Genomic DNA, 22,507 nt, shown 5'->3' on the forward strand with positions numbered 1-22,507 from the left:
TGAGCAAAACCACCATCACGAAGTAGTGGTCGACTCGGACGAATTTTTGATGCTATGCAGGAAAACCGCGCTCGCGCATCTGATGTATGGCTGCAACATGCTCAATGAACTTGGTCACGACTCCGGTGACCTCGTTCTTAGACTTGTCCACGTTCACGGTGGCGGTGGACAATTTGATGTGGTTAACACCCTCTGGAACTTGCGACTGCTGGACTTTCATCTCCCGCTCGACCTCTTCGGCTACGAATTGGGGAAACTTCGATTGAAGCTCTGTCTGAAGGTGTTGGATTACGCCGTAGACGTTTTCAGCAAATTCGAGGGCCTCCGCCTCCCGCACAATTTTACCTCGGTGGACCACTTTGTTACGCGTCTCGGTAATGCGTGGCTCAAGCTTGAAGGGGCGGCTCTGGTCAAGCATATAGAGGAACTGAAATGCACCAAATTGGCGTTCTGACTGGGCGGCGACATTTTTCCAAGCCGCCTCAACCGTTTCTTCCGGGATACCCTTTGCCCGGGACGAGACACGGATGTAGAACTCGTATATGCGTTCTAGTGCCGAGGACATAACAGCTACGACTTCGTTTGTATATCCGTCGAGCGCTGCACGAGCGGCTGATCGCACGAGTACTTCGTATCTGCGGGCGTTGTATAGGACGACTCCGCTGTGTCCTCGGTCGCAGGTGACATGAATCATGCCATTGTCATCAAGTTCGCCAGCTATGGGATTGAACTTGGGCTGCTTCCCATCCTTTGATGCTTCTTGAATGCAATCTGGGCATGCGGCGATGATCTTCATAGCATCTAACGTTTGAGTTAAGCGGCGCCGACAGGCCTCCGATTGAACGAAGGGTAGGCGATCTCGCGCATACGTGAGCGCAGCTCCGCACGCGGATCCTTGACGCTTCTGTAGTACTGAACGCTGCGCGGTTGCTTCACGAGCCGACAGGCCCGCCTCATCGTCAATCCGTAGTGGCTCACCACATAATCCACCACGTCTCTCCTCAGCGCGGGCCGGGCCACTTTTTTGATGCCACGTCCTGCAGGATAGCCTTGTCCAGGCTCAGTTCGGCGACCAACTTCTTCAGCCGCGCGTTCTCTTCCTGCAACTGCTTAAGTTCGCGTACCTGATCCGACTGCATGCCGGCGTATTGCTTCTTCCACCGATAGAACGTCTGTTCCGAAATACCAACCTGTCGGATCACATCGGCCACCGGCATGCCCAGCTCGGCTTGCTTCAGCACCGCCACAATCTGTTCGATCGAAAAGCGTTTCCGTTTCATGACAAACCACCTCCTGGTTCAGGGTGAAGTTTGCCGCAAAACTCACTCTCGGATCGGTCCAGGATTCCTAAAGCGGATCACGACGGCTAACGGTGACATTCTCGGATTTCATGACAATTTCCTTTCAGGCAAAGGGAGATTGAGTATGCGCCTACGGACGGTCGCTACCCGACCCAAAGCAGCCGGTCGCGACGGGCAACAAGTGGTCAGAAGCGTTCAAACGGTTGACAACAGGTGGCCTGTAGCTTGCTGTGGGGTACGGCCTCTTGATGGAAAGGTTAGTTCGCACCTCGCACGGCCTGTATGAGCGCCCAAATGTCTTTGTAGTTGGTCAGCAACCACGATGCGGCAATGCCAATGATTGCCCAGCGTACAGTAGCTCGGACCCCACTCCGCCCCTCTTCCTGCACTGGCCTAAGGATATTTCGGTAGACGTCGTCGTAGTTCTCGGCGACTTTACGAATGCTATCAAAGTGGTGGCTGATGTCGTCGAGCGGTTTCTTCAGCGGAGCGAGGATTGGATTCTTTTGTAGTTGATCCCGTGCCTCGGCTATGTGCCGCTCCGACTGAGTAATGTCTTCCCGTAGCTTATTTGGGTCATGCCTCAAGAGAGATTGAACTCTCTCATCAAGTAGGCTTATGTCGCCTGTAAGCGCGGCCAAGCAGCCAAGAAGATGTTCAAGAGTGTTCTGGCCGACGGAGCAGATGACAATCGGCGCGAAGCCGTCTTCTCCTATCTCCTCGTAGTCAATGGCGTTAGCCTCGTTCAGTTCGAAGAGGTAGTCGTCGACATGGGGATCCAGATCCCAAAGCTGCGTGGCATCTGGTTGCTTGAGGTCAACACCGCGTTTCTCATCCGCCAGCTTGAGCAGAGTAGCGAGAATCTTTGCTCTAAGGAGTGGTTGTTCTGCGATTGGTCGGATCACCGGAGTCATTTTCTGATGCGGGTTAAAGTTTGGGTAAGGGACGGGCTTTAGTCCGTCCCAGGGAGCGATGTCAACCGATTGTCATTTTCTGTCACTTGTCACACATATTGGCGCAAGATCCTCAGATCATGGCGCGGGTTACCGCATACTGTGTCGCGAGGCTACCCGAAGGCCGCTAAATCGTTTGGCTATTCAGCAGTGGAGTGGTATTGCTCGGCGTTTGCGACCTTCCCCTTAAGCATGGTGGTCCATAGTTCCCGGCGGCGATCGGACGGAACATCGGTCCATGGCAGCAACACGATTCCCGCTTCTTGATAGTCGCCTTTTGCGCGCATCGCGGCGTAGTTCTCCTCTGTCGTCACGATGTGAACAGCTTCGTAGCCGATAAGGGTGCGAAGGAACTCTTCAAGATTGGGCCCGTCTTTTTGGTGTCGGCCGACTAAGTCCGTGAGTGTCGTCTGGATACGCTTGTAGTGCTCGAGACGCAGGCCAGTTCCATTGCCCACGGCAGCAGCCTTGGACACCAGACCAGTAAACTGGCGCACGCGTAGCTTTACGCTCTCGGCCATCACGTGCGTGTACCACGCACGCGCGCGACTTGGAGTGACGTTCGGGCGCCCAGCAAGCCACATCATCTCTTCATAGATGGACACGAGGGCCGCACGAAGCTCCAGCGAGACAGCCTCAAACGCCTCCTCATTGACTGTGGTTGACTCGACACTAGGTTTGGTCAGACCGACCCCGGCAAAGTAACAAGCAGCTTCTCGAACCTGTTCGTAGGCGCCCACGATCCAACAAGGCTCGCGCTTCTCGCGCGGGAAGCCATATCCGTGAAGCTCGCCAGCGAGCCTCTCCATGAAATGGGTCATCCTAACGGCCAGCGCATCACCCGAGAGCCCGATCAGGTACCCCCCCGTGGCAGGCTTGATATAAAGCCGCTCGCCCTTGCGCCCCTTCAAGCTGATGTTTTCTTTCTTGACGCTCTGCTGGTCTGGCTCAATGAGCGGCACACCCAGAATGCTATTCAATTCATCTGCGAGCGCCCAAACCTGCTGTTTCACAACGTTCGTATCCACCCAGCCTCCGGGCTAAATGTATTTGCCGCAACGGCGGCACCGCCCTGGATGATAGCAAGCGCGCGAAAAGTCGAAGCATGGCGAAGACAACACCTAATGCGGCCAACGAAAACCGGCCCATCGCAGCCGTTCCTGCACGTGAGCAATGGCTGTTAGCGAAGTAGTGTGCCGTTCCAAAGGCAGGTTCATCCGTCAGCTGGACGGCCGCTTGTGGCCGAACGCCGACGGTCTGCGCACGTTCCCCGGAAGTCCGCGAAGAACGCTTCTTTGAAGTCTGCGCAGTAACCGAGTTGTGCTGCATTGCGGCCAGCTCACTTCACGTGCAAGCCGTTCAAGGCAACCCCATTGTGCCCTAACACGGTCAGCGACGGATTCCTATTGTTGGCTGAGCGCACGGAGTTGCCCTGCGAAGGTGGCGGCTCCGCGTTCATTCTTGGGGGCGCCGCATGCCGCCGCTTTCGGTCTTATTTCCGTTGACCATACCGGTCATCGTTACTGTACTGGCTGGCTGCGCCTCGCCGCGTGCGCCTCTCCGACCGAGCGCCGCCGACACCACTGCCACCAGCGCCACACTCGAAGCCACCGAGCATGTGGTGCCGGTGGTCCGCTACGGCCGTTACACGCTGGTTGAACTGCGCCCAGAACCCAGCCAGCGCGACCTGTCCCAACAAGTAGTCGACGTGACCATGCCGGCGCATCCGTCCGCTACCGTGGGCGACGGCATGCGCCACCTGCTGCAGCGTACGGGCTACAGCTTATGCCACATCGATGAAGCCGCTGCCCTCTATGCTTTGCCGCTTCCGGCTGCGCACCTGCAACTGGGGCCGCTGACGCTGCGCGACGCCTTGCAGACCCTCGCCGGACCGGCCTGGCGCTTGGTACTCGATCAAGGTTCGCGCCAGGTCTGCTTCACTCGTGAGTCTGAGCCCACCGAACCCGCTATCGCTGGAGCCGCGTCATGATCATTTCCACGCCATCTCAACCGCGGCGCATGCCGTTGCTTCGACTTGCCACAGCGGCGTGGTTGCTGGCGCTCAGCTCCGGCCTGGTGATCGTCATGCAGGATGTGCACAAGCTCAGCGCGCCGCCCGCGCCCTCGCCGCTGGCCGGCCAAATCGACGCGCTGACTGCCCGCGTCGGCCAGGCCGAGCAACAGCTGGCGGCGATCAAGCGTCAGCCGGCACCGCTCGCACCCGAGGCATTGACGGCAGCTCGCACGGAACGGGAGACGCGGCTGACTCAGGTAGAAGCATCCCTTGCCGCGCGCGCGGACGCCCAAGCGCTGGAGGCCCTGCAGACACGTGTGGAAAAGCTGGAAGCCAGCCCAGCGCGAGCCCCGATGGCGGCGGCCACGGGGCGTCCCACGCCGACACCCGCCAAGCCTGTCAAGGTGCTGCCGCCGTTCCAGGTACTCGGCGTGGAACTGCGTGGAGGCCAGCGTTTTCTGACGGTGGCGCCGCTGGATGCGACCAACCTCAATCAGTCGCGTCTCCTGCGAGTTGGTGAATCAGATGGCGGCTGGACGCTGGAAAGCATCGACGCCACGCAGGCGTCGTTCAGGGTGAGCGGCAAGACGCGCCACCTGGTGCTGCCATGAATGGCCGGGCTTGTCCTTGGCGGTGTTGGGCATGCGCCGTGCTGATGGCGGTCACCCTGGCGCTGTCGTGCCCACCGATGGCACACGCGCAGTCAGCAGCCGTCCGTACCGCAGAACCCTCACAAAGCCACGCCCGGACAAGCTCGGAGGCCACCCTGGATCAGCGCCTAGCGCGCGACTGGGGACTCAGCACCGACGACTGGACGCGCTACCGCCAACTGATGCAGGGCCCGCTGGGTACCTACTCCCCGAATCTGGACCCGCTCACCGCGTTGGGTATCGAAGCTCGAAGCGACGAGGAGCGCCGCCGGCTGGCAGATCTTCAGGTCCACGTCGAAGCGCGGCGAACGGCAAAGCTGCTCACCTACCAGCGTGCCTACGACGAGGCCTGGCAACGCGCCTTCCCGAACACGCCGCGGGTGACTATGCCAGGAGCTCAGACTCGGAGCCCGGCGGGCAATGGGCGGTTGGCCCTGTTCGTCAAGGAGGCTTGTGCACCGTGCGACACGCGCGCTAAGGAGCTCCAGTCGGCAGGCACACCGTTCGATGTGTATATGGTCGGAAGCCGTCAGGACGACGCACGCATTCGGCAATGGGCCGCACGCGTCGGCATCGATCCGGAGAAGGTGCGCGCCCGCACCATCACGCTGAACCATGACGCGGGGCGTTGGCTCTCTCTCGGTGTATCGGGTGAACTGCCGGCCGTAGTTCGCGAGGTCGGTGGACGATGGCAGCGGCAATGAGGCCGTGCCCAGCCGGACACGCTCGAACCCTATGCGCTAGGCGTAACGAACGTTCTGCAATGCGACGACCTGATTGATCCCGTAGCCAGTCTGGCCATCCGATGTGCCGATCAAGCGCTCAACGGCCGCCGCCAAGTCCGAATGGACATCGGTGGTGATACTATCCCTGAAATAGCGCATCACGGCACCGGCGACGACATCAGCCATTTGCAGGCCGACGCCTTCATGCGACTGTGCAAATGCGAACGTGGCCGTCTCTTCAAAGATGAAGTCCGAGTGCGGCGTGTGAGGCACCTGGCTTTCGTCTTTCTGTGACTCGGCCAGTGCCTTCCCCAAGCGCAGGATGTCTTCGACTTCCAATTGCTGGTCGTGAACGATGTGGATGCCTTGGAGCTTCCGCTTGTAGTAGAGGTTGAGGCGTGCGTAGATGTTGGCAAACGACGTCAGATTGGGAAGCATCCAGACTCGCTTGCTTCGCTTGTTGAGATCAGGCGGAGGCAGAAATTTCAGGAACGCCTCGGCGTCCTGTTGCTTCATTTCTTCGTGGTCGCCCGATGCCTCCTCGACCATTCTGAGCATTCCCCGCGCGATGTCGCTTCTATCCCGGCAACTCAGCGCCAGTTTCTTCAATTCGGCAAATGAATGGCTCACGCTTTGGTCGGAGGGTTCCAGACACGCCTTGACGAAAGCATCAAGCACGTCATGGGTAGCTTCGGCATACAGATAGTCGGCCAGCGTGTTCTGGAGAAACGAAATTCGCCCATCGATGGGAAACCCCATGCAAGGCGGCAAAATGTGAAAGCTCGCGATGTTGACGCAGACGAGATAGCGCTTATCGACAAGTTCGACGAACAGCGGGGTCCGGATGGATTGGAGGTAGTCCAGGACCTCCGCGACGAACTTGGGCTTGGCCGTCAGCGACTTGGACTTGATCTCCCCTGGAGGCACTCGATGCAAGGCACGCAGCTCTTCGATACGCTTAGCCACCGCTACCTCGTCCGAAATGCCAACAGCGGCGAGCACGAAGTACGGCTGCCCTCGGAAGTCGAAGCCATCACCGCTGTTCACCATGTCGCCACTGTGGCCACTCTCGTCCAAATAGAAGGTCATATTCAAGGTCGCTCTCCAACGCTTTATGGATCTCTTCGATCTTTGCAGTTTCAGGCACGCCTGAGGATGGCGCTCAGCGGACCGTTGATGGCCGCGAAGGCATCGATGACACCATCCATCACGAAGTCGAGCGCCCGGCCGTGACCTTCGTGCAAGCTGGCGATGTCGAAGCCCTGGTCTTGCAGTCTTTGAAGTGACTCGCCGACAGCGTCATGGGCATCGGCAATCCGCAGGTCGTTTGCGACGAAGAGCATGCCAACCCGGTCGTTCCTAGCATCCCACCCCTCAGGCTCACGGTCGCTTCTGAAAGCATCAGGCGCTTCATCATCCGCATCCAACCGTTGAAGCAGGTTCAGCAACGACTCCAAGAGCTTCAGGCTTCCCCGGTTGGCAATGCTCGCTCGCGGAACACCGCCCGCTTGCAAAATTTGCTTCAGAAACCCATTGGGCAAGCGTTGCCAAATCTCGTGGATGGACTTGCATCGTGCAAGGAACGCCTGCTGGCTCATGGCGAGCGGGGCGACTTGAGCCAGCTTTGCAAGTTGCGGGTAGCGCAACCAACCATTGGCATGGACTTCGGCGCGCACGAACCCGATGAGGTCCTCCGCCGACTTCTCGATACCCAACTCAGCGGCGAATCGAGACAGGTTCTCGCCCAAATCCAACAGTTGGGTTAGCAGCCTGTTCACTTTGGCGACGAAATGCTCTTCGTCGAGATCAAACTGCGCAACGGCTGCTGCATCGAGTGCATAGGCGCGGGCGTGCAAAATTTCGCGATCGGGTATGCCTTGGTACAGCTCTCGGAGCCGTACCTTGATCAGATTGCGCCCAATTCGCTTGCAGTCGGTGAAGGCCCACTGACCCAGATAGGATGGGCTGCAGTGCCAAATGCCATGCACGTTGACGGGCGTGGTGTCGTAGAAGCGGTTCTCTTCATACCGTTCCAGGAAACGGTCATCGAGGAAAATGCTCGTCGGATCGATCAGAGCATTCGCCCTGGCACGCGTGACCGGTTCTCCGATATCTGGCCAGACGAGGCCCTCCGCCGTCTGGCCCAGGCATAGCTCGCAGGTCACAGCAACCACGGTCACCCATACCTGGAGGAGGAACCCACCTTCATCTTCGCGAATGTCTCCCTGAACCCAATGCCCCGCTTCGCCAATCTCGACGAACGCTTGGCCATTCATCCAGTCACGTAGCTCCTGTCGACCCGGAAGCATCGCTTGGTAGTAGAACTGGCGAACGCCTCGACCGCCTCGCAGCCACAGATACTTGCGCAAGTACTCATTGGACATGAACCAGCGAATGTTGCGAGATGCCTCGTAGTAGTACTGGCCAGATATCTCGCCCTCCGCCACGCCGAACTCCGGCAGCTCTAGATCGTCGTAAACCAAGCGCTGCTGCTCATTGCCAAAACAACGAGGCGTCAGGCCAAGCGCCATCCACACCTTCTCCGCCAAGTGATAGGTGTGGAACGACCCACTCCCCCAGGAAGCCACAATGTAGTCATGTCCGTCGACGCTGGGGCTGAAGTCCCTTCCACTTCCCTTTTCACGTAGGACGGGTGTTGAATGCGCGACCATACCGTGTTCGCGGTGGAGTACGGGAGGCGCGTCATCGCCGTCATCCGGAACAACGGCCATCAGCATCTGCACGGTCTCGCTGTTCGGCCCATAGGGATCGCGCTCCGTGAAGCTACTCACTTCGACCCGAAGCGCGGGATCAATCCCGACCGGCTCTAGCAGCGAGCGCAAACGCTCGGGTAGCAAAGCGGCGGGAACGGGGAATTCAGCGAGGTAATCCATCATCTGTAGGCATCCGTGCAGCGTCGAAGCCAACGTCATCGGCGTACTCGGTTGAACGAGCGACCTGAGGGCGAGGCTGGTAGGAATCAGTCGGCTCGAGTTCGGGTAAGTAGCCTGCCGGAATCTACTCAAGCACCTCCCGCATAGTAAGGCATGTCGATAAGACGCCGCGGGAATCGCGCCGCCAAATCTGGTGCCGCGCATTGCCCCATTCTTTGCTGCCCGCCGGGCTCAGCGTGGCGACAGTAGGACTCCAGTTCAACGCGGAGCCTACTCATGCATCAACCGACACTGATCGCTACCCGCCAGGTCCATCGCTGATGGTCGCTTCGCTGACCCACTGGCGCATCCCGATGGGCATCGTCATGGGCGTGCTGTACTGGTCGACACCCGGTATCGCCAAGGAAATCCCGCCGCCGGCCTACCAACTGGCCGCGCACGCTGCCGGCGTGCCTTCGCCAGTACTGTATGCCGTCGCACTGCAAGAGAGCGGCACCCGGCTGCGCGGCCAACTGCGCCCCTGGCCCTGGACGCTCAACGTTGGCGGTACACCACTACGCTACAAAACGAGGCAGGCCGCCTGCACCGGCCTGACCGACGCGCTGCACCGGGTATCGGCCAAGCGTGTTGACGTGGGGCTGGCGCAGATCAACGTTGGCCATCAGACGCACCGGGGCATCGCACCCTGCGCCCTGCTCGATCCGTACCGCAACCTGACCATCGCCGCGACCATTCTGCGCGAGCAGCACGCCGATGGCGACGACTGGATCCTCGCCATTGGCCGCTATCACCGGCCAGCTGGCGGCGCACTCGCGGCACGCTACCGCCGTGATGTCCAGCAACACTTAGCGCGGGTACTGGCGCCTGATCTCACGCTCGCATCCCGGGAGGCCTCCCCCCAATGAATCCCATCCGCCGGCTCATCGCCATCACCGCTGCAGCGTGGCTCTCCCCCGCCGCCGCGCAGTCGCCCGCCTCTTCGCTGATCGTAGTCGAGGACCGCGGCGGAAGCGCCGCCTTGCCGTATTACGAAGCGCTCGCACCACAAGCGGACGCGTCTTCGCCGCAACGTGGACCCGGCTCGCCTCATCGGTACAGCGAGGCCGACATGCTGCCGGTGCGCAGCACGCGGCTGACGCCGGGCGCCGTGGAACAGCGCAGCATCCAGGCGCCCGGGCTGGCCCCGCTGTTCCTGATCGGCGACGATGATCGCTCGCGCGCCTGGCTCAGCCATCGGAAGGCGACGCTGCTGAAGCTCGGGGCGGCGGGATTGGTGGTCAGTGTGGAGACCGCCGCCGCGTTGCAGGCGCTCCGGGCTCTTGCGCCGGGCCTGACATTAGCGCCGGTGGCCGCCGACGATCTGGCGCAGCGCCTGAACCTGAGCCACTACCCGGTATTGATCACCGCGACCGGTATCGAGCAGTGAGATGGCGCAGGCCTATACGGTCGAGGTTCTGCTGCGCCCGGCAGTCGAACTCTATACCGTCACGGTCTGCGCCAGCGCCGCCTTTCTGTGCCTGTTCGCGCCCTGGTCGCTGGCGCTCAATCCGGCACTTGGACTGGGCTCTGCCGCCGCCTTTCTGGCCTTCGGCGCGATGCGCCTGCGTCAGGCTTGGGTGATCCTGCGCTACCGCCGGAACATTCGTCGCCTGCCCCGCTACACCATGACCAGCCGACAAGTCCCGGTCAGCCAGCAGCGCTTGTTCCTCGGCCGCGGCTTTCGCTGGGATCAGCGCCACACGCACCGCCTGATGCAGACCTACCGCCCCGAGTTTCGGCGCTACGTCGAGCCCACCCGTGCGTATCGCATGGCGCGTAAGTGGGAAGAACGTCTGGAATTCGCACCGTTTCCGCTCTCACGGCTGGCGCGCGGGTTGGCCTGGGACAGTCCGCTGAACCCAGTGCGCCCGCTGCCACCCGTCGGCGGCTTGCCGCGGCTGCATGGCATCGAACCTCACGAGGTGGACGTCACCTTGCCGCTGGGCGAGCGCGTCGGCCACACGCTGGTACTGGGCACGACCCGGGTCGGCAAGACGCGGTTGGCCGAATTGCTGATCACCCAGGACATTCGGCGCAAGGTCAACGGACAACACGAAGTGGTGATCGTCTTCGACCCGAAAGGTGACGCCGACCTGCTCAAGCGCATGTACGTCGAGGCGAAACGCGCGGGACGCGACGGCGAGTTCTACGTGTTCCATCTCGGCTGGCCGGACATCAGTGCACGCTACAACGCCGTGGGCCGTTTCGGGCGCATCTCCGAAGTCGCGTCCCGCATCGCGGGGCAGCTCTCCAGCGAGGGCAACAGCGCGGCGTTCCGTGAATTCGCCTGGCGCTTCGTCAACATCATCGCGCGCGCGCTCGTGGAGTTGGGACAGCGCCCGGACTACCTGCTGATCCAGCGGCACGTGGTCAATATCGACGCGTTGTTCATCGAGTACGCCGCGCAGTATTTCGCCAAGCACGATGCCAAGGCCTGGGAAGCGATCGTCCAGCTTGAAGCCAAGATCAACGACAAGAACGTCCCGCGGCATATGGTCGGACGCGAAAAGCGTGTGGTCGCGCTCGAGCAGTACTTGTCGCAAGTGCGGGTCTACGACCCGGTGCTGGATGGATTGCGTAGCGCCGTGCGCTACGACCGCACCTACTTCGACAAGATCGTCGCCAGCCTGCTCCCGCTCCTGGAAAAGCTCACCACGGGCAAGACCGCGCAACTGCTCGCGCCGAACTACAGCGATCTCGATGACCCGCGGCCGATCTTCGACTGGATGCAGATCATCCGCAAACGCGCGGTGGTCTACGTCGGGCTGGATGCCCTCTCGGACGCCGAAGTCGCCGCCGCCGTTGGTAACTCGATGTTCTCGGACTTGGTCTCCGTCGCCGGCCACATCTACAAGTTCGGCATCGACGACGGCCTTCCGGGCGACGCCGCTGGCGTCAAAGTCCCCATCAATCTGCACGCGGACGAATTCAACGAGCTGATGGGCGACGAATTCATCCCCCTGATCAACAAGGGCGGCGGCGCCGGCATCCAGGTCACCGCTTACACCCAGACGCTCTCGGATATTGAAGCGCGCATCGGTAATCGCGCGAAAGCCGGCCAGGTAGTCGGCAACTTCAACAACCTGTTCATGCTCCGCGTCCGCGAGACGGCCACTGCCGAGCTGCTGACGAAGCAGTTGTCGCGCGTCGAGGTCCACGCGACCTCGTTGATGAGCGGCACCACGGACAGCTCGGACCCGCGTGGGCGCACCGCCTTCACCAGCAACACCCAGGACCGCATCAACAGCGCCAGCGTGCCGCTGATCGAACCGGCCCACGTCGTCGCGCTGCCCAAGGGGCAATGCTTCGCGCTAATCGAAGGCGGGAATCTGTGGAAGATCCGCATGCCGCTTCCCTCGCCCGACCCGGACGAAGTCATGCCCAAGGACCTGCAGGCGATGGCAGCGACCATGCGCCAGCGCTATACGGAAGCCGGCGACTGGTGGGAAAGCAAGGGCGTGCCCGATCTGCAGCGTGCCGGTCTGCCCGCCGATCTGCTGGATGACTTCAAGCACCTCGGCGCAACCGAGAGCGTCGACGAGGTACGCCCGTGAGCGATCCAGCCGCCACCGCGCAACGCCAACAAGCGCAGCAGCAAGGGCTGCTGGCGAGCATCGTCACCTTGCCGTTTCGGTTCTTCGGTGTGATGGTCGGCGCGCTGATGCTGAGCCTTGTCGTTGAATGCGTCTGCATGGCGCTGTTCTGGCCAGAACAGAGCTGGCACCATGCCCGCGACATGCTGAACTACGAGCTGGCACAGCTATCACGCGACTTCACCCGCAGCGCCATCGTGCAAGAACCCGGACGCACAGCGCACGCACTGGTCGAGCAAGCCTACCAGTGGATCTTCGTGAAGACCGGGCTGGCCGGAAACATCCAAGACGCGTCCCAGCATGCCCGCGCCGGTAGCCTGCAACAGGTGAAGAACTTCCGCTACTACCTGGGCGTGGTCTATGTCCACCTGGAAGCCTATCTGATCGCTGCAGCCTACACGGCGCTGGTGTTTCTGCTGCGACTGGTGGTGCTGTGTCTGAGCCTGCCACTGTTTCTGCTGGCGGCCGTCGTCGGGTTGGTCGACGGACTGGTTCGGCGCGATTTGCGCCGATTCAGCGCTGGCCGGGAATCCGGCTTCATCTATCACCGCGCTCGCGCGAGCTTGATGCCGCTGGCGGTGCTGCCCTGGGTGATCTATCTGGCGCTGCCAATCAGCGTGCATCCGCTACTGGTACTGCTGCCGTGCGCGCTGCTGTTGGGACTGGCGGTTGACATCGCCGCAGGCAGCTTCAAGAAATACCTGTAGCGACGACGCCTCCGTGGCTACCCGTCATCCAACAATTCCTCGCGGAGGATCACAACGGATTTCGGCGCAATGAAGCCAAGCTTGACCTGGTAGCGCGAAATGCCTGCGACGATCACCACGATCCCATCCGTGCGAAGTTTGTGCAGCAATGCTTCGTCATCCTCATCGGAGTCGATGAAGAGTCGAACTACCTGTCCCAACGACCGACTAAGAACCAGATGGCTCATGAGGTTTTCTCCCCGCTCCTTGGAACGCTCTGGGCCACACCCATGGCACGGTGCCAGAACTCTACGAACAGGGAAGCTCATTTGGCCGCGCTAGGCTAGAGCCCGGGCATAAGTTCAGAGCATTCTTACGAAACCCCGAGCCACTGACGCCCGGGCGGCCCGCTCAGTCATTGCCCGGCACGATGAGCACACCCAGCCGCCCGGCCAGGTCGAGCACTTCGTCGTACGCGTCGGCATCGTCGACCAAACTGCGCGAGTCGCCAAACGGGCGCAGCGCTGCAGGCGGAATCCGGTCACCGAAGAGGACCACAGCCCGTGCGGAGTCGTCCTGCCGCGAGATCCATGAGAGACCTTGTGCCTGCGGGCATTGTCGATGGAGCGCTTCGGCCCATTGCCGAGTGGCCGGGTATTGGTCTTTTTCCGTATCGATGAGCTGCTTGCGGCTCACACCCAGTTTGCGCAGTGGCACGCTGGCCAGATCGACCAGTTCCAGGTTCTGGATGACCGCGACTTCCGAATGCACCTGTCCGACCAGCTTGCTCTTGTCGAGGGTCTTGAACCCCGGTGCATGCGGTACGTCGTGGAAGACCGACTCCATCATGGCGCAAACCATCGTCTCGCCGCCGTACAGCGTGGGGATGGCGTCACCCTTGGCATCCTTGATCGGACTGAAGCGCGCGTTGCCCTGAACGCCAGGATTGAACTGGTCAGCCTTATACCGGTCCAGGTGGACTCGATGCAGTACTGTTCCCGCTTCCAGGGTGATCGTCGTGGCATTCAGACCATCGGGCGGTGCCGGCGTGGTGTTCTGCGCCTCGGCATCAACGGAGGTAGGCCCCGTGCCAGCGGCTCGGCCAGGGCGCTTAGCCATGCGCCACTTCCTGCACCTCATCCCTGGCCGCGTCAATAACGCGATCGGGCGCTGAAGCCATCAGATCCTGCGGGCGCTTTCCTCCCAGGAAGCTGTTGACCGAGAGGAACCAGTAGGCCATACCCCAGGCATCCTTGTGCCCGTCAAACACCTCGATGACCTTGGCCATCGCCTTCACGGGCCGGAAGTTCGCCTCCCGGTCTAGGCCATAGTCGGGGAAGTAATCAACGCCGTTGTGATGAATGGCGAATATCTGGCCCTGCTTTTTCCATTTGTTCGGTTGGGCGCTCGGGTTGGTGGCACTCAAGCCGGCCAATTGGGCCACCTCGGAAGCAGTCAACCAGTCACCGCTGTCGAGCACCGCCTTACGCGCCCGGGCCAGCATCATGGCCTCCTTAAGCAAGCGCGGCGAAGCCGGCGCCCGAGGCACCAGCGCATCGGCCAGTTGCTCCACGAATTCCCGATTCTGCCGCGTCAGAAACACCTCGAACATTGACGAGGCGACGTTGGATATGTTCTCGGCGAGGGTCGAGAGCCAGGCATCATTGGCGTGCTCGAGCGCGAGCACCACCACCTGATCAGCCTGCGATTTTTGAAGCCGGACCTGGACTTCTTTCGGGGTTCCCACCAGGGTGGAGACGCCAGGATGGTCTTGTAAGACGCTCATGGATGTCCTCCATCTAGGTTATTAAGATGATAGCATCTTAGCATATCTTCCATAACCTTCAAGAACATCCTCTACCCGTCTCCCTGCCTCCAGAGAACCATGGGTTTACGCGCACCCAACCCACTGGGTCGGCTTCACCTCACTCCCAACAATCCGGAGGCGCCAGCCTTCCCATTGTTTGCGGCGCCGCGCGCCGTTGCGCATGAACCTTTCGCCATTCCTCGCAATCGGGAATCGCGAACATGCCGCTCACCCGCCACCACCTTTGGCTACCTGCGCTTGCGCTGGCCTCCCTATCGCCGCTGGCGAATGCCGGCGAGGCCGAGCTGCGCGCCGAGCTGGCGGTGATGGCGCGCCAGTTGGAGGGGCTGGAGCGTCAGGCCGAGCGCGGTGCAGCGCTTGCCACCGCCAACTACGTCCCGAACGACAGCCGCTACCACTTTGATTTCATGCGCCTGCGCGACGACGTGCGGCGCATTCGCGGTGGGGTTGAGGACTACCTGACCCCGGTGCGCGCCCAGCCGCGCGACCCGATCGAGTTGCACGGGGACTACCGCCAAGACACCACCAGCAAGGTGGCGCCATGACTGCCGACCAGATCGCTGCGTTCAAGGCCAATGGCGGGATCACTCCAGGCGATCTCTCCACCCTGCTGCTCGGCCTTCTGTTCGCCGTGCTTCTGCTCTGGGGCGTGTGGGCGATGCGCACCGCCTACGTCGGCTGGAGCGAGCAGCAGCTCAATCAGCGTCAATTCCTCGCGGTGGTCGTGCGCTTTGTCGTGATCTACCTCGTGCTGACGTATTTCCTTCTGTCGTAGTTCAACAAGGGCGTGGTTATGAAGTTCAAACACTCAATCTTCATCTCTCAGGCAGCGGTCGCACTCGCCCTGGTGGGCATGCCTCCTCCCGCGTTTTCTGGACCGGGCCTACCGAAGATGGAAGACCCGACGCGCGGCCAAGGCAACGGCATCCTGCAAACCCTGCAGAACTATGGCTACGACATCGTGATGCTTGTCGCCCTGATCGTGATCGCGGCGATGTTTCTCGGTGTCTGCTACCACGCCTACACCCGCTACTCGGAAATCCATACCGGCCGTGCCACCTGGGGACAATTCGGCCTGTCGGTGGCGGTGGGCGCCATGCTGCTGGTGATCGGTATCTGGCTGCTGACCAAGGCCACGGGCGTGCTGTGATGAGCAGCGTTCACGATCAGGACGGCACGGTGCTGTTTCTCCCGCACCGCCTGAATCGCCAGCCGGTGGTGGTCCGCGGCCTCACGGCGGACGAGCTGTGGATCAGCGCCGGCCTGTCCGCTGGCGCGGGTTTCCTGCTCGGGATACCGCTGGCGTGGCTGGCCTCCAGCATCGCTTTGGTGCCGACACTGATCGTCGCAGGGATCGCCGCCGGCGTGTTCATTGGTGGCGGCATTCTGCGGCGGCTGAAGCGCGGCCGCCCCGAGACCTGGCTGCATCGACAGTTGCAGTGGCGCCTCGCCTTGCGTCTCCCGGCCGTGGCGGCACGGCTGGGCGGACGAATGCTGATCACCCGTTCGGGCTACTGGACCACGCATCGAGGTCAGCGATGAGCCGCTTCAAGAATGAAGTCGCGCATCTGAGCGCCCACGTGAAGACACTGCGCATCGGTGCCGGAGCGCTGTTCGTCCTGCTGCTGGTGCTGACCGCAGGCTGGTGGAACGCCCCGCGCGACCTGACCATCCACGTACCGCCCGACCTGCGCTCCGGCAGCACCCGCAAATGGTGGGAAGTGCCGCCGGAGAGCGTCTACGCCTTCACCTACTACATCTTCCAGCAGATGCATCGCTGGCCGACCGACGGCGAGCAAGACTACGCCCGCAATCTCCATGCGCTTTCGGCCTACCTGACACCCGCGTGTCGCGCCTACTTGCAGCAGGACTTCGAATCGCGCCGTGCCGCAGGAGAGCTACGCCAACGGGTACGCGGCGTCTATGAAATCCCCGGCCGCGGCTACGGCGACGACCCGACCACGCGCGTCAAGGTGCTCTCCGACCGGGACTGGATCGTCACGCTGGACCTCAACGCCGACGAGTACTACGGCGCGGAGCCGGTCAAGCGTGTGCTGGTGCGCTACTCGCTGAAAGTGGCGCGCTACGACCAGGATCCTGAGCGCAACCCGTTCGGCCTGGCGCTCGACTGCTATAGCCAACCGCCGCAGCGCATCTCGGCGCCCACCACCGACGAGACTGCCGCCAAGACGACGCCCCTCGAAGGAGCCACGCCATGAAGCGCCTGCTCGTCCTCCTTGCGATCGGCCTGCCGCTCTCCGCACAGGCTATCGAGATCCTGCGCTGGGAGCGCATGCCACTGGCAGTACCGCTGCGCGTGGACCAGGAGCGCATCGTGTTTATCGATCGCAACGTGCGCGTCGGCGTGCCGGCAGAACTGGACGGAAAGCTGCGCGTGCAGAGCGCAGGCGGCGCTATTTATCTGCGCGCCAACGACGTCATCGAACCGTCGCGGCTACAACTACAGGACGCCGACACCGGCGCGCTGATCCTGCTCGACATCGCGGCCACGCCGGCGCGCAAGGATCAGCCGGCACTTGAGCCGGTGCGAATCGTCGAAGGCGACGGTGCACCCAAGCGCTACGGCACTACCGGCGTGTCGCCCCCTGCCGAAGAAACCGACAACGCGGAAGCGACGGCGCTCCATCCGCGGGAATCCCCCGTGCCGGTGGTACTGACCCGCCATGCCGCGCAAAACCTGTTTGCCCCACTGCGCACGGTCGAACCGGTGGAAGGCATCGGTCGTGCGAATGTACGGCGCGATTTGCCGTTGGGCTCGCTGCTACCCGCGTTGCCCGTGCAGCCGCACGCACTCGCGGCCTGGCAACTGGATGGTTTTTGGGTAACCGCCGTGCGTCTGCGCAATCGCTCGGGCACCACGCTGCCGCTGGATCCTCGTGCGCTGCAAGGCGACTTCGTTGCGGCGACCTTCCAGCACCCCGATCTGGGTCCTGCCGGGCACGCCAGCGACACCACGGTGGTGTACCTGGTGACTCGCGGCCACGGCCTGGCCGAATCACTGCTGCCGGCGATCAGCCCGTTCGACGCCGCGCTCAACCTGCCGGCGCCAACGGCGGGAGGCCACGATGAAAAGTAACCGCCTCCTGAAATGGCTGGTCCTGCCCGTGGTTCTGCTGGTGCTGATGGTCGGCATCAAGCTGCTCGGCGGTCGCGACCGCGGCGGCAGCGCGAGCGACCACGGCCCGCGCCTGACCCCCGACGAAATGAAGGCTTTGGGCATCGAAGGCGACACCCCGCGCGACACCGTCGCCACCCTGGTGGGACAGGTCAAGCAACTGCGCACGGAACTGCAGAGCGCCGTGGGCGAGACCAAGCAGCAACAGGAAGAAAACGAACGTCTACGGCAACGCGAGGCGTCGATCGAGCAACGCATCCAGGGCGCACTCAGTGAAGAACGCCAGCGCCTGCAGGACGAACGTTCGGCGCTCGATAGCGAAAAGAACCAGACGGCCGGCGCGCTGCAGGAGATGCAACAGCGGCTCGAGAGCCTCTCCGGGCATGGCAGTGGGCAGGCCGATATCCCGGTCGGCCTGGGCCTGGAAAACGGCGACGGCAAAGCCTTCAGCGGCGGCATGCGCTGGGTCGAGCCCGATGATGCGCGCCCCGCCGAAGGCTCGCCCGGACATAGCTCGGGCAGCAAGGCGTCGATCTTCCCGGCCAGCTTCGCGCCGGCACAGACTGCGCTGGAGCAACCTGGCGAAACCATTCGCCACCGCGACCGCGATCTGGACAAAGCACGCCGGCTCAAGCCGGTCTATACCGTGCCATCGAACTCGACGCTCATGGGTTCGGTCGCCATGACCGCGTTGATCGGCCGAGTCCCCGTGGACGGGACGGTCAACGACCCGTTCCCGTTCAAGGTGTTGATCGGTCCAGACAACCTCACCGCGAACGGCATCGACCTGCCCGATGTCACGGGCGCCGTGCTCAGCGGCACGGCTTCGGGCGACTGGACGCTCTCGTGCGTGCGCGGCAACGTCCGCTCGATCACCTTCGTCTTCAAGGACGGGACGGTACGCACCGTCCCTGGCACCGGCAGGAACGACCGTGACGAGGAGGACAGCGGCAACACGCAGAGCGCCAGCGGCGTCGCCACCGACAGCAGCCTGGGCTGGATCAGCGATCCGCATGGCATCCCCTGCGTCAGTGGGGAACGGCGCAGCAACGCCCAGCAATACCTCGGCACCCAAGCGCTGATCACCGCCGCGGGTGCCGGCGCCGCCTCGCTGATTAAGTCGGACAACGGCAGCGTCGCCGTGGTCGCCGGCAACAACGGCCAGCTCGGCACGGTGGGCATTTCCGGCGACGAAGCCATGGGCCGCATCCTCGCCGGCGGCGTGCAAGACATGTCGCAGTGGGTGAACAAGCTCTATGGGCAGGCGTTCGCCGCCGTCTACGTCCAGCCCGGCGCGAAGGTCGCCGTGCACCTCGAACGCCCCATCAACATCGACTACGACCCGAAGGGACGGCGCGTCGACTATCGCACCGGAGGCACGCATGCGCCCGATCTGGACTAACCGCCTTGGCCTGCTGGTGTCGGTTGCGTTGCTCGCCGGCTGTGCCACCACCAAGGAGAAACTATTGCCGCACAACGGCAACAGCATGCTCGACGTGTGGAACCAGGAAAGCGGTGGCAGCGGCGCCGGCGGCCAAGCGGCGCGCCAGTTGCTCGACGCTCGGCAGCGGTTGCGTCGTCCTCTAACCGAATCGGGCACTGCCATCGACGGCAGCACCTACACCCGCACTGCACAGAACGAGATCTACCGGCAATTCCACCAACTGCCGAACCCGGACCTGATCATGTACGTCTTCCCGCATCTGGCGGGCACCGATCCCGTGCCGGTGCCCGGCTACACCACGGTGTTCCCGCTGTACCAGCGCGTGCAATACGCCTTGCCCGGCGAGCGGGTGGAGGACTATTGATGGCCTGGCCTCTGGCTCGCAAGAGCACGATCGCTTCCGACCCTGCCCCGGCAGCCCCCGACGCCTGGACGCGCCACACATCCACGTTGGCCGAGAGCGGCATCGTCGCGCCAGGCTCGACAGCCACGAATAAGCGCAAGCGCGCCACCCTGGCCGACGAACAAGCGCTCTATGATGTCGCGCCATCGTTTGTCGACATGCTGCCGTGGGTCGAGTATCTGCCGGACTCCAACAGCTTGCTGCTCGAAGATGGCGTATCAGTCGCGGCGTTCTTCGAACTCACCCCCGTGGGCACCGAGGGTCGTGAATTACATTGGCTTGCCCAGGTACGCGACAGCCTGGAAAACGCCTTGCAGGATAGCTTCGACGAGCTGGATGAGAATCCGTGGGTGGTCCAGCTGTATGCCCAGGACGAAACCGACTGGGACCGCTATCTCGCTTCGCTGCACGGCTATATCCAGCCGCGCGCGCAGGGCACCGCCTTCAGCGACTTCTACGAACGCTTCTTCGCCCACCATCTGCACGCCATCTCCACGCCGGGCGGACTATTCGAAGACAGCGCCGTCACCCGGCTGCCGTGGCGCGGCCAGCAACGCCGCGTGCGCATGGTGGTCTACCGCCGCGCGCTGGCCGTCGCGGCGCGGCGCGGGCAGTCTCCCGAACACGCTCTGACGGTCATCTGCGACCGGCTGCTGGGTGGTCTGTCCAACGCCGGCGTCCGCGCCCGACGCCTCGCGGCGGCAGACGTGCACGACTGGTTGCTGCGTTGGTTCAACCCCAACCCCACGGCGCTCGGCCCCTCGGCGGCTGACTGCGAGCGCTTCTATGCGCTGGCAGCCTATCCCGAGGAAGCCGAACCCGGCGACATCGAATTGGCCAGCGGCACGGACTTCGCGCAGCGCCTGTTCTTCGGCCAGCCGCACTCCGACGTCGAGAACGGCGTGTGGCGCTTCGACGGCATGCCGCACCGGGTCATGACGGTGGACCGACTGCGCATGCCACCCGGCATCGGACACCTGACCGGTGAAACGCGGAAAGGCGGCGATGCCATCAATGCCCTGTTCGATCAGATGCCAGAAGACACGGTGATGTGCCTGACCCTGGTCGCCACGCCGCAGGACGTGCTCGAGGCTCATCTCAACCACCTGAGCAAGAAGGCGGTCGGCGACACCCTGGCCTCGGAGCAGACGCGCGAGGACGTGCAAGAGGCGCGCAGCATCATCGGCAGCTCGCACAAGCTCTACCGCGGCGCACTGGCGTTCTACCTGCGCGGGCAGGATCTGAACGAGCTTGACGCGCGCAGTCTGCAATTGGCGAACGTAATGCTCAATGCCGGGCTGCAACCGGTGCGCGAAGAAGACGAAGTGGCGCCGCTGAACAGCTACCTGCGTTGGCTGCCGTGTATGTTCGACCCGGCAAAAGACAAACGCCTTTGGTACACCCAGCTGATGTTCGCCCAGCACGCGGCGAACCTCGCGCCGGTCTGGGGACGCAGCCAGGGCACCGGGCACCCAGGCATCACCTTCTTTAACCGCGGCGGCGGCCCCATTACGTTCGACCCACTGAACCGGTTGGATCGACAGATGAACGCGCACTTGTTCCTGTTCGGCCCTACCGGCTCGGGCAAGAGTGCCACGCTCAACAACATCCTCAACCAAGTCACCGCCGTGTACCGGCCGCGGCTATTCATCGTCGAGGCCGGTAACTCGTTCGGCCTGTACGGCGATTTCGCTACGCGCCTGGGGCTCACCGTACATCGGGTCAAGCTGTCACCGGGCTCCGGCGTCAGCCTGGCGCCGTTTGCCGACGCCTGGCGCCTCGTCGACACGCCTGGCAAGGTTCAGACGCTGGACGCCGACGCCCTGGACGAAGCAACCGAAGCAATGGCAGCGGATGCCGAAGGCGACGAACAACGCGACGTCCTGGGCGAACTCGAGATCACCGCACGCCTGATGATCACCGGCGGTGAAGAGCGTGAAGAAGCGCGCATGACACGCGCCGACCGCAGCCTGATTCGCCAGTGCATTCTCGAAGCCGCCAAGCGCTGCGTCGCCGAACAGCGCACCGTGCTGACACGCGACGTGCGTGATGCGTTGCGCGAGCGCGGCCACGACGCCTCGCTGCCCAAATCGCGGCGCACGCGGCTGCAGGAAATGGCCGACGCGATGGACATGTTCACCCAGGGCGTGGACGGCGAGATGTTCGACCGGCCCGGCACGCCATGGCCCGAGGCCGACATCACCATTGTCGACCTCGCCACCTTCGCGCGCGAAGGCTACGGCGCCCAGCTCTCGATCGCCTACATCAGCCTCATCAACACGGTGAACAACATCGCCGAGCGCGACCAGTTCCTCGGTCGGCCGATCATCAACGTCACCGATGAAGGTCACATCATCACCAAGAACCCGCTGCTGTCGCCCTACATCGTGAAAATCACCAAGATGTGGCGCAAGTTGGGCGCGTGGTTCTGGCTCGCCACGCAGAACCTCGACGACCTGCCGAAGGCCGCGGAGCCCATGCTCAACATGATCGAATGGTGGATCTGCCTGAGCATGCCGCCGGATGAGGTCGAGAAGATTGCGCGCTTCCGCGAGTTGAACGCCTCGCAGAAAGCGCTGATGCTGAGCGCGCGCAAGGAAGCAGGCAAGTTCACCGAAGGCGTGATCTTGTCGAAATCGATGGAAGTGCTGTTCCGCGCCGTACCGCCGAGCCTCTACTTGGCGATGGCGATGACCGAACCGGAGGAAAAAGCCGAACGATTCCGGCTGATGCAGGAGCACGGCATCAGCGAACTGGATGCGGCGTTCCGGGTCGCCGAAGCGATTGACCGGGCGCGAGGCATCGAACCGCTCGGGCTCGACGCCTGCGTCTGACAGGGAG

24 protein-coding genes and 1 pseudogene are annotated in these 22,507 nt (G+C 62.6%); 16 read left to right on the forward strand and 9 right to left on the reverse strand.

The genetic code is table 11. The annotated features are described in order from the left end of the window. Window positions 1–52 precede the first annotated feature (52 nt). The 4 genes and pseudogenes from ACFIMZ_RS10235 to ACFIMZ_RS10250 form a co-directional block, all read right to left on the reverse strand. Window positions 53–796 carry a hypothetical protein gene (locus ACFIMZ_RS10235; RefSeq protein WP_431819412.1) on the reverse strand — a complete coding sequence of 248 codons (744 nt, stop codon included), beginning with the start codon at window positions 794–796 and terminating at the stop codon, window positions 53–55. A gap of 56 nt (window positions 797–852) precedes the next feature. Then, window positions 853–1,280: pseudogene (locus ACFIMZ_RS10240) on the reverse strand (transposase); the annotation flags it as partial. 278 nt (window positions 1,281–1,558) lie between these two features. Next, window positions 1,559–2,215, reverse strand: a complete 657-nt coding sequence (locus ACFIMZ_RS10245; RefSeq protein WP_431819413.1) for a hypothetical protein — start codon at window positions 2,213–2,215, stop codon at window positions 1,559–1,561. A gap of 179 nt (window positions 2,216–2,394) precedes the next feature. Then, window positions 2,395–3,282 (reverse strand): hypothetical protein, encoded by an 888-nt coding sequence (locus ACFIMZ_RS10250; protein ID WP_431819414.1) that lies wholly within the window; start codon window positions 3,280–3,282, stop codon window positions 2,395–2,397. A gap of 446 nt (window positions 3,283–3,728) precedes the next feature. Here ACFIMZ_RS10250 and ACFIMZ_RS10255 point away from each other — a divergent pair, with 446 nt between their 5' ends. Genes ACFIMZ_RS10255 through ACFIMZ_RS10265 form a run of 3 tightly spaced genes read left to right on the forward strand, consistent with a single transcriptional unit; the run spans window position 3,729 to window position 5,622 of the window. Continuing rightward, the gene (locus ACFIMZ_RS10255; RefSeq protein WP_431819415.1) at window positions 3,729–4,244 is read left to right on the forward strand and encodes a PilL N-terminal domain-containing protein; all 516 of its coding nucleotides are present in this window, start codon (window positions 3,729–3,731) and stop codon (window positions 4,242–4,244) included. Then, a complete protein-coding gene (locus ACFIMZ_RS10260; protein WP_431819416.1) occupies window positions 4,241–4,879 on the forward strand; it encodes a hypothetical protein in 639 nt (212 codons plus the stop codon). The genes ACFIMZ_RS10255 and ACFIMZ_RS10260 overlap by 4 nt, the downstream gene beginning before the upstream one ends. A gap of 44 nt (window positions 4,880–4,923) precedes the next feature. Further along, window positions 4,924–5,622, forward strand: a complete 699-nt coding sequence (locus ACFIMZ_RS10265) for a TIGR03759 family integrating conjugative element protein (protein ID WP_431819417.1) — start codon at window positions 4,924–4,926, stop codon at window positions 5,620–5,622. Window positions 5,623–5,658: 36 nt separating this feature from the next. Here ACFIMZ_RS10265 and ACFIMZ_RS10270 read toward each other — a convergent pair whose 3' ends face one another. After that, complete coding sequence (locus ACFIMZ_RS10270; RefSeq protein WP_431822476.1) at window positions 5,659–6,732, reverse strand: DUF3800 domain-containing protein; 1,074 nt, start codon at window positions 6,730–6,732, stop codon at window positions 5,659–5,661. Window positions 6,733–6,782: 50 nt separating this feature from the next. Then, on the reverse strand, window positions 6,783–8,540 hold the full coding sequence (locus ACFIMZ_RS10275; protein WP_431819418.1) for a hypothetical protein: 1,758 nt from the start codon (window positions 8,538–8,540) through the stop codon (window positions 6,783–6,785). Window positions 8,541–8,890: 350 nt separating this feature from the next. Here ACFIMZ_RS10275 and ACFIMZ_RS10280 point away from each other — a divergent pair, with 350 nt between their 5' ends. Genes ACFIMZ_RS10280 through ACFIMZ_RS10295 form a run of 4 tightly spaced genes read left to right on the forward strand, consistent with a single transcriptional unit; the run spans window position 8,891 to window position 12,876 of the window. Continuing rightward, window positions 8,891–9,442: a transglycosylase SLT domain-containing protein gene (locus ACFIMZ_RS10280; protein ID WP_431822477.1), complete on the forward strand. Its 552-nt coding sequence runs from the start codon at window positions 8,891–8,893 to the stop codon at window positions 9,440–9,442. Next, window positions 9,439–9,963, forward strand: a complete 525-nt coding sequence (locus ACFIMZ_RS10285; protein WP_431819419.1) for an integrating conjugative element protein — start codon at window positions 9,439–9,441, stop codon at window positions 9,961–9,963. Before ACFIMZ_RS10280 ends, ACFIMZ_RS10285 begins: the two co-directional genes overlap by 4 nt. Window position 9,964: 1 nt before the next feature. After that, window positions 9,965–12,130, forward strand: a complete 2,166-nt coding sequence (gene traD / locus ACFIMZ_RS10290) for a type IV conjugative transfer system coupling protein TraD (RefSeq protein WP_431819420.1) — start codon at window positions 9,965–9,967, stop codon at window positions 12,128–12,130. Continuing rightward, complete coding sequence (locus ACFIMZ_RS10295) at window positions 12,127–12,876, forward strand: TIGR03747 family integrating conjugative element membrane protein (protein WP_431819421.1); 750 nt, start codon at window positions 12,127–12,129, stop codon at window positions 12,874–12,876. The genes traD and ACFIMZ_RS10295 overlap by 4 nt, the downstream gene beginning before the upstream one ends. 17 nt (window positions 12,877–12,893) lie before the next feature. On the opposite strand, the gene ACFIMZ_RS10300 is transcribed toward ACFIMZ_RS10295, so the two are convergent. The 3 genes from ACFIMZ_RS10300 to ACFIMZ_RS10310 form a co-directional block, all read right to left on the reverse strand. Beyond that, complete coding sequence (locus ACFIMZ_RS10300; RefSeq protein WP_431819422.1) at window positions 12,894–13,103, reverse strand: carbon storage regulator; 210 nt, start codon at window positions 13,101–13,103, stop codon at window positions 12,894–12,896. Between the two features lie 163 nt (window positions 13,104–13,266). Then, on the reverse strand, window positions 13,267–13,974 hold the full coding sequence (locus tag ACFIMZ_RS10305) for an RES family NAD+ phosphorylase (protein ID WP_431819423.1): 708 nt from the start codon (window positions 13,972–13,974) through the stop codon (window positions 13,267–13,269). Continuing rightward, window positions 13,967–14,641, reverse strand: a complete 675-nt coding sequence (locus ACFIMZ_RS10310) for a hypothetical protein (protein WP_431819424.1) — start codon at window positions 14,639–14,641, stop codon at window positions 13,967–13,969. The genes ACFIMZ_RS10305 and ACFIMZ_RS10310 overlap by 8 nt, the downstream gene beginning before the upstream one ends. A 242-nt stretch (window positions 14,642–14,883) precedes the next feature. Between ACFIMZ_RS10310 and ACFIMZ_RS10315 the strand changes: the two genes are divergently transcribed. Genes ACFIMZ_RS10315 through ACFIMZ_RS10355 form a run of 9 tightly spaced genes read left to right on the forward strand, consistent with a single transcriptional unit; the run spans window position 14,884 to window position 22,500 of the window. Next, window positions 14,884–15,228 carry an RAQPRD family integrative conjugative element protein gene (locus tag ACFIMZ_RS10315; RefSeq protein WP_431819425.1) on the forward strand — a complete coding sequence of 115 codons (345 nt, stop codon included), beginning with the start codon at window positions 14,884–14,886 and terminating at the stop codon, window positions 15,226–15,228. Further along, window positions 15,225–15,458, forward strand: coding sequence for a TIGR03758 family integrating conjugative element protein (locus tag ACFIMZ_RS10320; protein ID WP_431819426.1), 234 nt, complete (start codon window positions 15,225–15,227; stop codon window positions 15,456–15,458). The genes ACFIMZ_RS10315 and ACFIMZ_RS10320 overlap by 4 nt, the downstream gene beginning before the upstream one ends. An 18-nt stretch (window positions 15,459–15,476) precedes the next feature. After that, window positions 15,477–15,833, forward strand: coding sequence for a TIGR03745 family integrating conjugative element membrane protein (locus ACFIMZ_RS10325; RefSeq protein WP_431819427.1), 357 nt, complete (start codon window positions 15,477–15,479; stop codon window positions 15,831–15,833). Further along, window positions 15,833–16,225 carry a TIGR03750 family conjugal transfer protein gene (locus ACFIMZ_RS10330; RefSeq protein WP_431819428.1) on the forward strand — a complete coding sequence of 131 codons (393 nt, stop codon included), beginning with the start codon at window positions 15,833–15,835 and terminating at the stop codon, window positions 16,223–16,225. The genes ACFIMZ_RS10325 and ACFIMZ_RS10330 overlap by 1 nt, the downstream gene beginning before the upstream one ends. Further along, entirely contained in the window at window positions 16,222–16,902 is a 681-nt protein-coding gene (locus ACFIMZ_RS10335) for a PFL_4703 family integrating conjugative element protein (RefSeq protein ID WP_431819429.1), read from the forward strand. The genes ACFIMZ_RS10330 and ACFIMZ_RS10335 overlap by 4 nt, the downstream gene beginning before the upstream one ends. Beyond that, window positions 16,899–17,780, forward strand: a complete 882-nt coding sequence (locus ACFIMZ_RS10340) for a TIGR03749 family integrating conjugative element protein (RefSeq protein ID WP_431819430.1) — start codon at window positions 16,899–16,901, stop codon at window positions 17,778–17,780. The genes ACFIMZ_RS10335 and ACFIMZ_RS10340 overlap by 4 nt, the downstream gene beginning before the upstream one ends. Continuing rightward, window positions 17,770–19,221 (forward strand): TIGR03752 family integrating conjugative element protein, encoded by a 1,452-nt coding sequence (locus tag ACFIMZ_RS10345; protein ID WP_431819431.1) that lies wholly within the window; start codon window positions 17,770–17,772, stop codon window positions 19,219–19,221. The genes ACFIMZ_RS10340 and ACFIMZ_RS10345 overlap by 11 nt, the downstream gene beginning before the upstream one ends. After that, entirely contained in the window at window positions 19,202–19,627 is a 426-nt protein-coding gene (locus ACFIMZ_RS10350; protein ID WP_431819432.1) for a TIGR03751 family conjugal transfer lipoprotein, read from the forward strand. The genes ACFIMZ_RS10345 and ACFIMZ_RS10350 overlap by 20 nt, the downstream gene beginning before the upstream one ends. Continuing rightward, window positions 19,627–22,500, forward strand: coding sequence for a conjugative transfer ATPase (locus ACFIMZ_RS10355; RefSeq protein WP_431819433.1), 2,874 nt, complete (start codon window positions 19,627–19,629; stop codon window positions 22,498–22,500). The genes ACFIMZ_RS10350 and ACFIMZ_RS10355 overlap by 1 nt, the downstream gene beginning before the upstream one ends. Window positions 22,501–22,507: the final 7 nt, after the last annotated feature.

The sequence above is a fragment of the Burkholderia sp. F1 genome, assembly GCF_050813845.1.
GTDB classification, from domain to species: domain Bacteria; phylum Pseudomonadota; class Gammaproteobacteria; order Burkholderiales; family Burkholderiaceae; genus Burkholderia; species Burkholderia ubonensis.